Raw genomic sequence first — 14,055 nt, 5'->3', positions numbered from 1 at the left:
TCGATGAAACCTCACGCAACCGTTCACAACCAACGCCTCTTGCGCGGCCAGGCGCCTTCTTACGAACGCCTGCAGGCACGCCTGGCCGAAGACGGCAGCGAATTGGGCGCCGACCCGATCGCGGTGCATTGCGGCTGGGGCCGACTGCTGATCGGCCACACCTTCCCGGACCCGGCGAGCCTGGCCCGGGAACTGCTCAACGAACAACCCGGTGAACGCGACATTGCCTTGTACGTGGCCGCGCCCCAGCAAGTGCTGGGGTTGGAACCAGCGCAACTGTTCCTCGATCCATCCGATACCTTGCGCCTGTGGTTCAGCGACTATCGCCAGTCCACCCGAGTGTTTCGCGGTTTCCGAATTCGCCGGGCCCAGAGCGAGACCGACTGGCAGGCCATCAACCAGCTCTACCAGGCCCGGGGCATGTTGCCCATCGACCCGCTGCGACTGACCCCGCGCCACGAGGGCGGCCCGGTCTACTGGCTGGCCGAAGACGACGACACCGGTACGGTGATCGGCAGCGTCATGGGCCTGAGTCATCAGAAGGCCTTCAACGACCCGGAAAACGGCAGCAGCCTCTGGTGCCTGGCCGTCGATCCGCAATGCCCACGGCCTGGTGTGGGCGAAGTGCTGGTGCGTCACCTCATCGAGCATTTCATGAGCCGGGGCTTGAGCTACCTCGACCTGTCGGTGCTGCATGACAATCGCCAGGCGAAAAACCTCTACGCCAAACTCGGCTTTCGCAACCTCTCGACCTTCGCCATCAAACGCAAGAACGGCATCAACCAGCCGTTGTTCCTCGGCCCAGGTCCCGAGGCGCAGTTCAATCCTTATGCGCGGATCATTGTCGAAGAAGCTCACCGTCGAGGCATCGAAGTGCAGGTGGACGATGCCGAGGCCGGCTTGTTCACCCTGGTTCACGGCAGCCGCCGGGTGCGCTGCCGCGAATCCCTGAGCGACCTGACCAGCGCCATCAGCATGACCCTGTGCCAGAACAAAAGCCTGACCCACAAGGTACTGAAAAGCGCCGGCCTGAACCTGCCGGCCCAACAGTTGGCGGGCAATGCCGATGACAACCTGGCGTTCCTCGATGAGCACGAACGGGTGGTGGTCAAGCCGCTGGACGGAGAACAGGGCCAAGGCGTGGCGGTGGATCTGCGCACCATCGAGGAAGTGCAGAGCGCCATCGAAACGGCTCGGCAGTTCGATAGCCAGGTGTTGCTGGAAAGCTTCCACGAAGGGCTGGACCTGCGCATCCTGGTGATCGGCTTTGAAGTGGTGGCGGCGGCGATCCGGCGTCCGGCGGAGGTGATCGGCGACGGCCGGCACACCATCGGCGCGTTGATTGAAGCCCAAAGCCGCCGACGGCAGGCCGCCACGGGCGGCGAAAGCAAGATCCCGATGGATGCCGAGACCCTGCGCACACTCAACGCGGCGGGGTTCGACTACGACAGCGTGCTGCCGGCCGGGGAACACCTGTTCGTCCGGCGTACGGCAAACCTGCATACCGGCGGCGTGCTGGAGGATGTCACCGCCATCCTGCATCCGACCCTCGTCGATGCGGCGGTGCGCGCCGCGCGGGCGTTGGACATCCCCATGGTCGGCCTCGACCTGCTGGTGCCGGCGGCCGATCAACCCGAGTACGTGTTCATCGAAGCCAACGAACGCGCCGGCCTGGCCAACCACGAACCCCAGCCCACCGCCGAGCGCTTTGTGGATTTGTTGTTTCCTCATAGCCAGACGGTGGCCTAGCAGAACTGTGGTGCCTGAACAGTCCTCATCGCGAGCAAGCTCGCTCCCACATGGAGTTTTTGGTGTTTATACATTCTGTGTTCATTGCAAAAACTCTGTGGGAGCGAGCTTGCTCGCGATAAGGCCAGTGCAGGCACCGTCATCCAACAATCGGACTCACTCATCGAAACCATCGATGTGCTCAACCCATCAGGAGTTTCCATGATCAGCAAAATTCCCGAACCGGATCTCGAATACCTGCAGAAAGTCCTGCTGGAAATGCTCGCCATTCCCAGCCCTACCGGCTTTACCGATACCATCGTGCGCTACGTCGCCGAGCGGCTCGAGGAGCTGGGTATCGCGTTCGAAATGACCCGTCGCGGCACGATCCGCGCCACGCTCAAGGGCCGCAAGAGCAGCCCCGACCGGGCCGTCTCGGCGCACCTGGATACAATCGGTGCCGCGGTGCGGGCCATCAAGGACAACGGTCGCCTGACCCTGGCCCCGGTAGGTTGCTGGTCCAGCCGGTTTGCCGAAGGCAGCCGGGTCAGCCTGTTCACCGACACCGGCGTGATTCGCGGCAGCGTGCTGCCATTGATGGCGTCCGGGCACGCGTTCAACACCGCCGTGGACGAAATGCCCATCAGTTGGGACCACATCGAATTGCGCCTGGACGCCTATTGCGCCACCCGCGCCGACTGCGAAACCCTCGGGGTGGGCATCGGCGATTACGTGGCCTTCGATCCCCTGCCGGAATTCACCGAAAGCGGCCACATCAGCGCCCGGCACCTGGACGACAAGGCCGGGGTCGCGGCGCTGCTGGCGGCGCTCAAGGCGATTGTCGACAGCGGTGAAGAACTGCTGATCGATTGTCACCCACTGTTCACCATCACCGAGGAAACCGGCAGCGGCGCCGCGGCCGCACTGCCCTGGGACGTCAGCGAATTCGTCGGCATCGACATCGCGCCCGTCGCCCCCGGCCAGCACTCGAGCGAACATTCGGTCAGCGTGGCGATGCAGGACTCCGGAGGCCCCTACGACTATCACCTGTCGCGGCACTTGCTGAAACTGGCCAAGGAGAATGACATATCGGCACGCCGCGACCTGTTCCGCTATTACTTCAGCGACGCTCATTCGGCCATCACCGCCGGCCACGATATCCGTACCGCCCTGCTCGCCTTCGGCTGCGACGCCACCCATGGCTACGAACGCACCCACATCGACAGCCTGGCCGCCCTCAGCCGCCTGCTCGGCGCCTACATTCTCAGCCCACCGGTGTTCGCCAGCGACGCACAACCGGCCCAAGGCTCGCTGGACCGCTTCAGTCACCAGATCGAGCACGATGCACAGATGGAAAGCGATACCCGAGTGCCATCGGTGGATAGCCTGGTGGGGCAGCGGTCGGATAGCTGATCCAACATTCACTGTCTGGGCTATTGCCATCGCGAGCAAGCTCGCTCCCACACTTGAAATGCATTCCCCTGTGGGAGCGAGCTTGCTCGCGATGAGGCCAGAACAGGCCCCACAAAACCCAAGGCTAGCCGCAAAAGCCCATTGGCCGTAGCATCGCCTCATTGTCTAGCCGAGGTACCCCATGCTCATCCCCCACGACCAACTCGAAGTCGACACACTCACTCGCCTGATCGAGGACTTCGTGACCCGCGACGGCACCGACAACGGTGACGACACGCCCCTGGAAACGCGGGTTCTACGGGTCCGGCAAGCGCTGACCAAAGGCCAGGCGTTGATCGTCTTCGACCCCGAAAGCGAACAGTGCCAACTGATGCTCAAGCACGACGTGCCCAAGCACCTATTCGACTGAACACGCCTTGCGGGCGGCGTGGGCCTTTTTCCGCTGGATCTTTTCGTAGATTTCGGAGCGATGGACATCGACGTGCCGTGGCGCTTCCACGCCAAAACGCACGGTGGTGCCGCTGACCGACAACACACGGACGGAAATATCGTCACCGATGGAAATCAACTCACCCACAGCGCGGCTTAATACGAGCATGGTTCTTGTCCTTAAGAATGTCTGGACCCTGACCATGCCCGGCCTGCTTTCCGTTCTCAAGACACCGGCGAGAATTCAGTAAGGCCCTACAAGCAAAGTTCTTGCGACTGAAGGAAACTTCCTGCAAAACCCTGCCGGACCGTAGGTTATTTCAGGACGCCGAGAACCGCGGACCGAATAGAATCACGCTCGCCCCCAACACGCAGAGCGCCACGCCAATCCAGTCGGAACCCAGTGGCCGGACCCGCTCCACCACGGCCAGCCAACCAATCGAGGCAATGATATAGATGCCGCCATAGGCGGCGTAGGCACGCCCGGCGTATGTCGCTTCGATGCGAGTCAACAACAGGGCGAACAAGGTCAGGCTGAGCAGCGCCGGGACGATCCACCAGGCGCTCTTGCCCTGGCGCAGCCACATCCAGAAGGCGTAGCAACCGGCGATTTCAAACAGCGCGGCGAGAAAAAACCACAAGTAATTGAGCATGCAGATGTCCATCAGGAAGGCCGAATGGCGCCATCCTGAGGACATCGGGCAGCCAGGTCAATTCAGGTTCTGCCGAGCCTTGGCGCGCATCTTGTCGGCCATGACGGTCATTTCGTCGTACAGCAACTGCGGGTTCTTCTGCTTGAGGGCCCACGCCATGCGTCCCTGTTCATGGGGCAGGATCATGAACTGGCCCTGGGCGACTTGCTGATAGATGTAGTCGGCAATGTCGGCGGCGCTGATCGGCGAGCTTTCCAGCAATTTGCCAACCTGGGCTTTCATGGCCGGGGTCGGGCCGCGGAAGGAGTCCAGCAGATTGGTCTGGAAGAACGACGGGCACACCACGTGTACGCCTACCTCCTGCTGTGCCAGTTCCACCAGCAGGCTTTCCGACAACGCCACCACACCGGCCTTGGCCACGTTGTAGTTGCTCATGGCTGGCCCCTGCATCAGGGCGGCCATGGAAGCAATGTTGATGATCTTGCCGCGGCTTTTTTCCAGCAGCGGCAGGAACGCCTTGCAGCCCTTGACCACGCCCATCAGGTTGATCGCGATCTGCCAGTCCCAATCCTCCAGGGAGAGTTCGCTGAAGAACCCGCCCGAGGCGACGCCGGCATTGTTGACGATGATATCGATGCCGCCGAGCTTCTCTTCGCAAGCCTGGGCGAACGCAGTCAATTGGCTGTAGTCGCGCACATCGCAGCGCTGGGTGAAGCCGTCGCCACCCGCCGCGCGCACGAGTTTGAGGGTTTCCACAAGGCCTGGTTCGCTGACATCCGATAAGGCCAGGTGCCAGCCTTCGCGGGCCCAACGCAGCGCGATTTCGCGCCCCAGGCCGGAGCCGGCGCCAGTGATCATCATGCGATTTTGCATAGCAAACAGCCTTGTTCCGGGAGAGATAGGCCGAGTGTAGCGAAGGCGCCTGCCGGACCCACGCTCCATCAAATTGCTGAATGGCGGGGGCAAACCGTAGCTGCTACAAAAACTTTGAATTTTTTACCAGACGTTACGGTCGGACTTATTAAGCCGCCCGGATTTAACGCATGCGTGCTGGTAGTTGGAAGTTACAACACTCCAAAACTGACCAATAAGGAAATCTACAAATGGGCACAATACTTATCATCATCCTGATCCTCCTGCTGATCGGTGGTCTTCCGGTCTTCCCACACTCCAGAAGTTGGGGTTACGGTCCGTCCGGTATCATTGGTGTAGTGTTGGTGGTGCTGTTGGTCCTGCTATTACTGGGCAAGATATAAACCACTAAGTAAGCGCAAAAAAAAGAGGCCTTCGCAGGCCTCTTTTTTATGCTCGCCGTTTATCAGTCCGGCTTGCCGTCAACGACGCCCGCGGTGTTATCCAACAGGCTCTTGGTCGCGGTTTGCAGGAACGATTCGAGCTTGAGTTTCATCTCGGCCGTGTCCGGTGCGTCCGGGATGATTTGCGCATGAGGGTTGGCGCCCAGTTCATAGCGGTACATCTTCGGCGGCATTTCCTTCTCCTTCGGCAGGACCAGGATCTTGTCGTCGCGAATGATCGCCGTCGTCTGTTCACTGCCCGACGGTTTGATCACGCCAAAACCGGTATCGCCTTCCGGCAGGTTCAACAGGTCACGACCCCAGCACTGGTTCCGTACCTGCCCACCGAGCCGGCCCATGATGGTCGGCACGATGTCGACCTGGGTCCCCACGGTGTGGCTGCGCTGGCCGAATTTTTCCTGGACACCCGGGCCGATCAACAGCATCGGCACGTTGAAACGGCCCAGGTCCATTTCGGTGATCTGGCGTTCGTTGCCAAAGCCATGGTCGCCCACCACCACAAACAGGGTTTCCTTGAAGTAAGGCTCCTTGCGGGCTTTCTCGAAGAACTGGCCCAGCGCCCAGTCGGCGTAGCGCATGGCCGTCAAGTGTTCGTTCAGGCTGCCACGGTCGGTGACCGGCTCGACCGGCAACGGTGTCGGCAACGCATAAGGCGTGTGGTTGGACAGGGTTTGCAGCAAGGCATAGAACGGCTTGCCATTTTCCCGCGCCTTGAGCTCGATCAGGCCACGGTCGAACATGTCTTGGTCGGACACGCCCCAGGTGGGGTCGGAAAACACCGGGTTCACGAAGTCGTTACGCCCGATGAAGTTGGTCATGCCCTGGCTGCTGAAGAACCCCGACTGGTTGTCCCAGGCGAAATCGCCGTTGTAGACATACACGTCGTCGTAGTCACGGGCGCTGAGCAGTTGCGGCAAACCTGACAGCTTGTGGCTGCCCTCCGGCGTCTGCATCAGGTATTCGAACCCCGGCAGGTTCGGGAAGCACGCCATGGTGGCGAACATACCCTGGTGGGTGTGGGTGCCATTGGAGAAGAAACGGTCGAACAGCAGACCTTCCTTGGACAGTTTGTCCATGTAAGGCGTGATGTTGCCCGGCGCGCCCAGGGCGCCCACCGAGTGACCGGCCATGCTTTCCATGAGGATCACGACCACGTTCTTGATCGGCAGGGTCTTGTCCGCCGGCGGCGTGTAGTCGCGGCGCACGGCGGCGGTCTCGGTGTCCACGAGTTTGTCGTCAGACATCACCAGCATGTCACGCACGGTCTGCTGTGCCAGCGGCTGCTCGAGGGTGGCTTTCCAGATGTTGTCACGGTCTTCGGACATCCGGCTCTTGGCCGCCGCCACCAGCGACAACGTGCCATTGAGTCCCAACTGGTTGGCGAAGTTCGAATCGGTGGTGTAGACATCCCCCCAACGCAGCGGCGGACCTTGGCGCAAGGTGCCGCGCGCGGCGGCCACGGCCACCAGCAGGCAAACCATGAACACCGCGACACGCCCATACCACGGGGCGATCTGCCGGGTGCCGATAGTACCGCCACTGAACGGCCCACGGGGACGGGTGGCGCGGTCGGCGCCCTTGAACGCGAGGGCGAGGATGAGGGTGCCGCCGACCCAGGCCAGCAGGTAGCGCACCACCGGGAAACCGTACCAGAGCATGCTCATCACGGTTTTCGGGTCTTCCTTCACATATTGGAAGACCAGGCCGTTGAGGCGTTGGTGGAATTCACGGTAGAAGTCCATCTCCATCAAGCCGAGGAACAGCGCGATGCTGGAGGTGACGGTCAGCCAGAAACGAAAAAAACCACGGGCAGCCATGGCCCTTGCGCTGAACAACGCCAGCAGCAACGGGATGCAGAGGTAGACCACCAGGCGCAAGTCGAAGCGCAGGCCGTTGGCGAACGCTTCAACGAAGGTCGAGGCCGGGGTGTCGAGAATCATCTCGCGGTTATAGACCAGCAGCGCCACGCGCAGCAGGCTTAACATAACCATCATCACCAGGGCGCAAAGCAACGTGTAGGCCAGGTGCGATTTGACGGTCGGTTGCAGCAGGCGATGCGTGGTGCGCTGCTGACTCAGGGCGTCCGGGATTGCCATGTCGTTTAAGGACCCTATTGGAATTGGAGTGACAAAAGAGAAACAACGGCGCGCCCTCTGTTGGCCAAAGCCTGGCCCCGGGGCTTGCGCGAGTGCGCAAATGTTGCACGAACGGCTATGGCATTGCCATTAAATAACCGACGGCGATATGAGCGCGGGGGATTGTCCGCAAGATTTAGTGAAAATTTCGTTCAAAGAATATCCAGAAACACAAAAATCCCGGCCTGCTGATGAAGTTGAGCCGAACGCTATTGTGGCGAGGGAGCTTGCTCCCGCTCGGCTGCGAAGCAGTCGTAAAACCCGAATAACGAAATATACCTGACGGACCGCGGTGGCTGGATTGGGGCTGCTTCGCAGCCCAGCGGGAGCAAGCTCCCTCGCCACAGGGTTGCCGATCACATCCAGTCCAGTGTGAAAACGATCATCGTCAATGAAACTGGCGTCCAAGGCCCGCCGGCACACCTTCGATGGTGGTGTCTTCCCATGGGCCATTCGGGCTGACGGAACGACTCCAGCCGTTGTTCCAGCGGTAATAGGTACGCTGGCGATAGAACGTATTAGTCTGGTTGTCCAGCACATAGACCCCCAGCTTGGCATCCCAATGGCTGTTGCCACCCGGTGGCGGGGCGAAGCTGGCGGAAGTGCGCGGCAGCGGCTTGGCCGGTTTGTTCGGGATGGCCGGCTTGCCTGGCGGCGTTGACGGGGCCGGTTTGGTGGTTGGGGTCGACGGAGGAATCGGTGGCAGCGGCGCCGAGGGCTCCGACGGACGCTGGACCGCACAAGCGCTCAGACCCATGACGAGCGTGAGCAGGGTGATACGAGCGATGGCGGTCATGGTGCGAATTCCTGTTATTTGTCCGGGCTGTCGATGGTCAATTGTTGTTGCGCCGTGGTGCTGCTCGCCAGGGGCTGGCTGCGGCCGATCCACTCACCGGCGGTCGGCTGACCGGCCCGGGAGATGCGCGCCATCAGTTGGACTTCGGGGAAGTTCGACAGTTTCAACTGCGGCATCATGGCGTCCGCGTCGCCCAGTTCCACCGTGACCGGCAGATCGGCCACCGTCAGGCGTTTGGCGGCCAGCGGCGCCGGTGGGCCGGAAACGGCACGGGCGAAGATGAACACGCTGTCGCCCGGCTGCACCTTGGCCTTGAGTGCCGGTGCCAGATCGACGCGGACCTTGAGCAATGCCCCGGTCTTGGCCACCGGAGCCTGGGCGACTTTGCCACCGCTGGCTTGCAGCTTCTCGGTGGCACGGGTAATACCGCCCTGCAGCGCCTCGCGGGATTTGTCGCCTTCCGGCAGTTGCGCGAGCAGACGTCCCCAGTAGTCGATCGCATCCTGATAACGCTCGCCTTCAAACGCGGCGATGCCCAATAGGCCGAGGCTGGTGACTTCCTTCGGGTCGAGCTTGAGCGCTTCGTCGGTCAAGGCCTGGACTTTATCCGACCATTTCTTGCCATCGGCGAAATACTGCGCCTGGGCCCACTGGCCCAACAGTTCCGGTTGACGGCCGGCGACGGCCACGGTGCGCTCGAAGATCTTCGCCGCGTCCGCCGGCCGATCCTGAGCCATGTAGGTACGCCCGAGAAAGTACAGCCCCTCGGCATTATCCGGCTGCGCCGCCACCGCGCGTTCCAGGCGCAGGGTCATCTCTTCCATCGACTGCGGCGCCTGGGCGAACTCGCGGGTCAACTCGACCTTGTCACTGGCACCGAAATGCAGGTACAGCGCCAGGCCCAACACCGGCACCAGCACGGCGGCGAGCAACGGCAATGGCTTGCCCAATCGGGATTCGCGCGGGGCATCGGCGCCCTCGGTGTCGGCGAGCAGTTCACGAGCCGCCTCGGCGCGACCGGTGTCCAGTTGCGCGGCGTTGAGCACGCCCTCCTCCCGTTCAGCCTGCAATTCGGCGACGCGCTCCTGATACAGCGCCACGTTGAGCGCGGTGCGGTCCTCCTCCAGTTGGGCGCGGCGACCGCGCAGCACAGGGATCAACAGAAAACTCAGGGCAACCAGAAGAAGCAGACCTGCGGCGAGCCAGAAATCAATCATGCTTGGTTTTATCCAACAGTTGGTCGAGGCGCTGGCGCTCTTCGACGGAAAGCGTGTCCGGGGTGGCTGTACGCTGGACCCGGCGGCGGCGCACGATCACCGCGATGACGACGAAACCGCCGAGCAACAGCCCGGCGGGGCCGAACCAGAGCAGCGCGGTCTTGGAGGACAGGGCGGGGTTGTAGCGCACGAACTCACCGTAGCGATCGACCATGAAGTCGATGATCTGCTGGTTGTCCTTGCCCTCGCCGAGCATGCGAAAGATTTCCTTGCGCAGGTCGGCGGCAATCGGGGCGTTGGAGTCGGCGATGTCCTGGTTCTGGCACTTGGGGCAGCGCAGTTCCTTGGTCAGCTCGCGAAACCGCTCGCGCTCGCCATCGTTGGCGAATTCGTAGGTGTCGATGGCGGCGTGGGCCACACCGACCAGGCTCAAACCGAGGATGGCGGCGGCTAACCAACGCTTCATGGCTTGGCCTCGTCCACCAGGGCCTGGTACTTGGCGGCCAGTTTCTCGCGCCAGACCTGCTCGTCGATCACGCCGACGAACTTGTCGCGGATCACGCCCTTGGCATCGATGAAGAAGGTTTCCGGTGCGCCATAGACACCCAGGTTCAGGCCCAGGGAGCCGTCTTCATCACGAATGTCCAATTGATACGGGTTATGGAATTCGGCCAGCCACTTCAAGGCGTCGGCATTGACGTCCTTGTAGTTGACGCCGTAGATCACCACGCCGTTCTGGGCCAGCTTGTTCAGCACCGGGTGTTCGACCCGGCAGGAAATGCACCAGGTGCCCCACACGTTGACCAGCGCCGGCTTGCCCAGCAGGTCGGCACGGGTCAGGGTCTTGTCACCTTGCACCGAGGGCAGGGAAAACTCCGGGAACGGCTTGCCAATCATTGCCGAGGGCAATTCGCTCGGGTTCAGGTACAACCCCCGGAACAAAAACACCGCCATCAACAGGAACAGCGCCAGCGGCAACACCATCAACCAACGTTTCATGCAGTGGCTCCCGTCACGCCCAGGGCTTCACGCACCCGGGCTTTCACCTTGACCCGATAGCGCCGATCCAGCGCCGCCAGCACCCCACCCAGGCCGGTGAGCAAGCCACCGAACCAGATCCAGCGCACGAACGGCTTGACGTGGACCCGCACCGCCCATGCGCCGTCGCCCAGGGATTCGCCCAGGGCCACGTAGAGGTCGCGGGTGAAACCGGCATCGATCCCAGCCTCGGTCATGACCGAGTTCTGCACGGTGTAGAGACGTTTTTCCGGATGCAGCACGGTGATTTCCTGACCGTTGCGAATGACCCGCACGGTGCCTTTGTCGGACGTGAAGTTCGGCCCCTCGAAATGCTTGGCGCCCTCGAACACGAATTGATAACCGCCCAGGTCCATGGACTCGCCCGGCGCCAGGCGCAGGTCGCGCTCGGCGCTGTTCTGGCTGGACAGCACCACGCCCAGGGCGCAGACGGCGATACCCAGGTGGGCGATCTGCATGCCCCAGTAACTGCGGGTCAGAGTCGGCAGGCCTTTGATCAGGCCTTTGTGGCGGGTCTTGTCGAAGATATCCCGGACACCGGCCAGCAACACCCAGGCCGCCAGCACGAACGTCGCCAGCACCGCCCAATTGAAGTCGCCATAGGCCACGCCAGCCACCACGGCCAGGGCGGCCGTGCCCAACAGCACCGGGGTCAACATGCCCAGCAGCCACTTGACCGGCGTGTCCTTCCAGCGCACCAACACACCGATGGCCATCACCACCATCAGGATCGCCATCAGCGGGATGAACAACGCATTGAAATACGGCGGGCCAACCGACAGCTTGGCACCGGACAACGCATCGAGCACCAGCGGGTACAACGTCCCCAGCAGGATCATCGACGCGGCCACCACCAGCACCAGGTTGTTGCCCAGCAACAGGGTTTCCCGTGACCAGAGGTTGAAGCCGACCTGACTCTTGACCACTGGCGCACGCAGGGCGAACAACGTCAGCGAACCGCCGACGACGAACAGCAGGAACATCAGGATGAACACGCCACGCTCAGGGTCCGAGGCGAAGGCATGCACCGACGTCAGCACGCCGGAACGCACCAGGAACGTTCCCAGCAGGCTCAGGGAGAACGCCGCGATGGCCAGCAACACGGTCCAGCTCTTGAACACACCGCGCTTTTCCGTGACAGCCAGGGAGTGAATCAGCGCCGTGCCCACCAACCAGGGCATGAACGAGGCGTTTTCCACCGGGTCCCAGAACCACCAGCCGCCCCAACCGAGTTCGTAGTAGGCCCACCACGAACCGAGGGTGATGCCGATACCGAGGAAGGCCCAGGCGACGATGGTCCACGGGCGCGACCAGCGCGCCCACGCGGCATCGAGGCGACCACCGAGCAACGCGGCGATGGCGAAGGAAAAGGCTACGGAAAAACCGACGTAGCCCATGTAGAGCATCGGTGGGTGAACGATCAGGCCGATGTCCTGCAACAATGGGTTGAGGTCGCGGCCATCCATCGGCATCTGCGGCAGGATGCGCTTGAACGGGTTGGACGTGACGATCAGGAACAACAGGAAACCGGTGCTGATCATGCCCATCACCGCCAGCACCCGAGCCAGCATCACCTGGGGCAACTGCCGGGAAAACACCGAGACCGCGAAGGTCCAGCCAGCGAGGATCAACGCCCAAAGCAACAGCGAACCCTCGTGGGCGCCCCACACGGCGCTGAACTTGTAGTACCAGGGCAAGGCGCTGTTGGAGTTGCTGGCAACGTACTCCACGGAAAAGTCGTCGGCCATGAACGCATAGGTCAGGCAACCGAAGGCGAACAGCATGAAGGCGAACTGCCCCCACGCCGCCGGCTGGGCCAGGCTCATCCACAAGCGGTCGCCGCGCCAGGCACCGAGCAGCGGCACCACAGCCTGTACCAGGGAGAAACACAGGGCCAGGATCATCGCCAGGTGGCCCAACTCGGGAATAAAGATGCCAGCAGTCATCGATCAGCCCTCCTTCACGGGAGCGGGCGCCGACTGGCCGCTGTCTTTCAAGGCCTTGGTCACTTCCGGCGGCATGTATTTTTCATCGTGCTTGGCCAGCACTTCGTCGGCCACTACCACGCCATCGGCGTTGAGCTTGCCCAGGGCGACGATGCCCTGCCCTTCGCGGAACAGGTCCGGGAGGATGCCGCGATAGGTGATGGTCACGGTCTTGTTGAAGTCGGTGACATTGAACTTCACGTCCAGTGAATCCCCGGAACGCACCAGCGAGCCTTTTTCCACCATGCCGCCAGCGCGGATGCGGGTGTCCTTGGGCGCTTCGCCACTGGCGATCTGGGTCGGGGTGTAGAACAGGTTGATGTTCTGCTGCAAGGCGCTCAAGGCCAGGCCGACCGCGGCACCGACCCCCACCAGGATCGCCAGAATGATGACAAGACGTTTTTTGCGCAGCGGATTCACTGACCGTTCTCCCGGCGCAGACGACGCGCCTCTTGTTGCAGATACCGCTTGCGGGCCAGGATCGGCACCGCCACGTTGAGGGCCAGCACCACCAGGCAAATGCCATAGGCTGACCAGACATACAGGCCATGATGGCCCATGGCGAGGAAATCGCCGAATGAAGCGAAACTCATCGAGCGACCTCCAGGCTGTTCTGTACTTCGGCCTTCACCCAACTGGCCCGGGATTCGCGCTTGAGCACTTCCAGGCGCATGCGCAGCAACAGCACCGCGCCGAAGAAACAGTAGAAGCCCAATACGGTGAGCAACAGCGGCAGCCACATTTCCACGGGCATCGCCGGCTTTTCGGTGAGGGTGAACGTCGCGCCCTGGTGCAGGGTGTTCCACCACTCCACCGAGTACTTGATGATCGGGATGTTGATCACGCCGACAATCGCCAGCACCGCGCAGGCCTTGGCGGCACTGTCACGATTGCTGATGGCGTTGCCCAGCGCAATAAGACCGAAGTACAGGAACAGCAGGATCAGCATCGACGTCAGTCGCGCATCCCAGACCCACCACGATCCCCAGGTCGGCTTGCCCCAGATGGCCCCGGTGACCAGCGCCACGGCGGTCATCCAGGCGCCGATGGGCGCGGCGCATTGCAGGGCCACGTCGGCCAGCTTCATCTTCCACACCAGCCCGACCACACCACACACGGCCAGCATCACGTAGATGGACTGGGCCAGCATCGCGGTGGGAACGTGGATGTAGATGATGCGGAAGCTGTTGCCCTGCTGGTAATCCGGTGGGGCGAAGGCCAGGCCCCAGACGACGCCGGAGCCGATCAGCAGCAGAGCGGCGATGCTCAACCAGGGCAGCATCTTGCCGCTGATGCCGTAGAACCACTTGGGTGAGCCGAGCTTATGAAACCAGGTCCAGTTCAT

General features: G+C 62.1%; 16 protein-coding genes. 4 read left to right on the top strand and 12 right to left on the bottom strand.

All coding sequences use genetic code 11. The annotated features are described in order from the left end of the window. Positions 1–3: 3 nt before the first annotated feature. From ngg to IB266_RS00480, 3 genes are all read left to right on the top strand, one after another. Positions 4–1,749, top strand: a complete 1,746-nt coding sequence (ngg, locus tag IB266_RS00490; RefSeq protein WP_192259493.1) for an N-acetylglutaminylglutamine synthetase — start codon at positions 4–6, stop codon at positions 1,747–1,749. Between the two features lie 201 nt (positions 1,750–1,950). Beyond that, on the top strand, positions 1,951–3,141 hold the full coding sequence (locus IB266_RS00485; RefSeq protein ID WP_060738614.1) for an osmoprotectant NAGGN system M42 family peptidase: 1,191 nt from the start codon (positions 1,951–1,953) through the stop codon (positions 3,139–3,141). A gap of 181 nt (positions 3,142–3,322) precedes the next feature. Beyond that, complete coding sequence (locus IB266_RS00480; RefSeq protein WP_003199186.1) at positions 3,323–3,550, top strand: YheU family protein; 228 nt, start codon at positions 3,323–3,325, stop codon at positions 3,548–3,550. Here the strand turns inward: IB266_RS00480 and csrA are convergent. The 3 genes from csrA to IB266_RS00465 all read right to left on the bottom strand — a co-directional run bounded on the left by csrA (position 3,539) and on the right by IB266_RS00465 (position 5,096). Next, positions 3,539–3,739 carry a carbon storage regulator CsrA gene (gene csrA / locus IB266_RS00475; protein WP_060738615.1) on the bottom strand — a complete coding sequence of 67 codons (201 nt, stop codon included), beginning with the start codon at positions 3,737–3,739 and terminating at the stop codon, positions 3,539–3,541. The genes IB266_RS00480 and csrA overlap by 12 nt on opposite strands. A 151-nt stretch (positions 3,740–3,890) precedes the next feature. Continuing rightward, a complete protein-coding gene (locus tag IB266_RS00470) occupies positions 3,891–4,223 on the bottom strand; it encodes a YnfA family protein (RefSeq protein WP_192259491.1) in 333 nt (110 codons plus the stop codon). 57 nt (positions 4,224–4,280) lie between these two features. Continuing rightward, positions 4,281–5,096, bottom strand: coding sequence for an SDR family oxidoreductase (locus tag IB266_RS00465; protein WP_103307863.1), 816 nt, complete (start codon positions 5,094–5,096; stop codon positions 4,281–4,283). Positions 5,097–5,326: 230 nt separating this feature from the next. Between IB266_RS00465 and IB266_RS00460 the strand changes: the two genes are divergently transcribed. Beyond that, positions 5,327–5,479, top strand: coding sequence for a DUF3309 family protein (locus IB266_RS00460; protein WP_003183939.1), 153 nt, complete (start codon positions 5,327–5,329; stop codon positions 5,477–5,479). 62 nt (positions 5,480–5,541) lie between these two features. On the opposite strand, the gene IB266_RS00455 is transcribed toward IB266_RS00460, so the two are convergent. The 9 genes from IB266_RS00455 to IB266_RS00415 form a co-directional block, all read right to left on the bottom strand. Further along, entirely contained in the window at positions 5,542–7,635 is a 2,094-nt protein-coding gene (locus IB266_RS00455; protein ID WP_192259489.1) for an LTA synthase family protein, read from the bottom strand. A gap of 427 nt (positions 7,636–8,062) precedes the next feature. Continuing rightward, positions 8,063–8,470 carry a hypothetical protein gene (locus IB266_RS00450; protein WP_060738618.1) on the bottom strand — a complete coding sequence of 136 codons (408 nt, stop codon included), beginning with the start codon at positions 8,468–8,470 and terminating at the stop codon, positions 8,063–8,065. A gap of 14 nt (positions 8,471–8,484) precedes the next feature. Then, positions 8,485–9,687, bottom strand: a complete 1,203-nt coding sequence (gene ccmI, locus IB266_RS00445) for a c-type cytochrome biogenesis protein CcmI (protein ID WP_192259487.1) — start codon at positions 9,685–9,687, stop codon at positions 8,485–8,487. Further along, positions 9,680–10,153 (bottom strand): cytochrome c-type biogenesis protein, encoded by a 474-nt coding sequence (locus tag IB266_RS00440; protein ID WP_192259485.1) that lies wholly within the window; start codon positions 10,151–10,153, stop codon positions 9,680–9,682. The genes ccmI and IB266_RS00440 overlap by 8 nt, the downstream gene beginning before the upstream one ends. After that, entirely contained in the window at positions 10,150–10,686 is a 537-nt protein-coding gene (locus IB266_RS00435; RefSeq protein WP_060738621.1) for a DsbE family thiol:disulfide interchange protein, read from the bottom strand. Before IB266_RS00435 ends, IB266_RS00440 begins: the two co-directional genes overlap by 4 nt. Continuing rightward, positions 10,683–12,671, bottom strand: coding sequence for a heme lyase CcmF/NrfE family subunit (locus IB266_RS00430; RefSeq protein ID WP_192259483.1), 1,989 nt, complete (start codon positions 12,669–12,671; stop codon positions 10,683–10,685). The genes IB266_RS00435 and IB266_RS00430 overlap by 4 nt, the downstream gene beginning before the upstream one ends. 3 nt (positions 12,672–12,674) lie before the next feature. Further along, the gene (ccmE, locus tag IB266_RS00425) at positions 12,675–13,130 is read right to left on the bottom strand and encodes a cytochrome c maturation protein CcmE (protein ID WP_060738623.1); all 456 of its coding nucleotides are present in this window, start codon (positions 13,128–13,130) and stop codon (positions 12,675–12,677) included. Further along, positions 13,127–13,303 carry a heme exporter protein CcmD gene (ccmD, locus tag IB266_RS00420; RefSeq protein ID WP_003199159.1) on the bottom strand — a complete coding sequence of 59 codons (177 nt, stop codon included), beginning with the start codon at positions 13,301–13,303 and terminating at the stop codon, positions 13,127–13,129. The genes ccmE and ccmD overlap by 4 nt, the downstream gene beginning before the upstream one ends. Then, positions 13,300–14,055, bottom strand: a complete 756-nt coding sequence (locus IB266_RS00415; protein ID WP_192259481.1) for a heme ABC transporter permease — start codon at positions 14,053–14,055, stop codon at positions 13,300–13,302. Before IB266_RS00415 ends, ccmD begins: the two co-directional genes overlap by 4 nt.

Origin of the sequence: Pseudomonas sp. Pdm06 (assembly GCF_014851795.1) — a bacterium.
GTDB classification, from domain to species: Bacteria; Pseudomonadota; Gammaproteobacteria; order Pseudomonadales; family Pseudomonadaceae; genus Aquipseudomonas; species Aquipseudomonas fluorescens_AA.
This window is presented reverse-complemented; position numbering and strand designations above follow the sequence as displayed.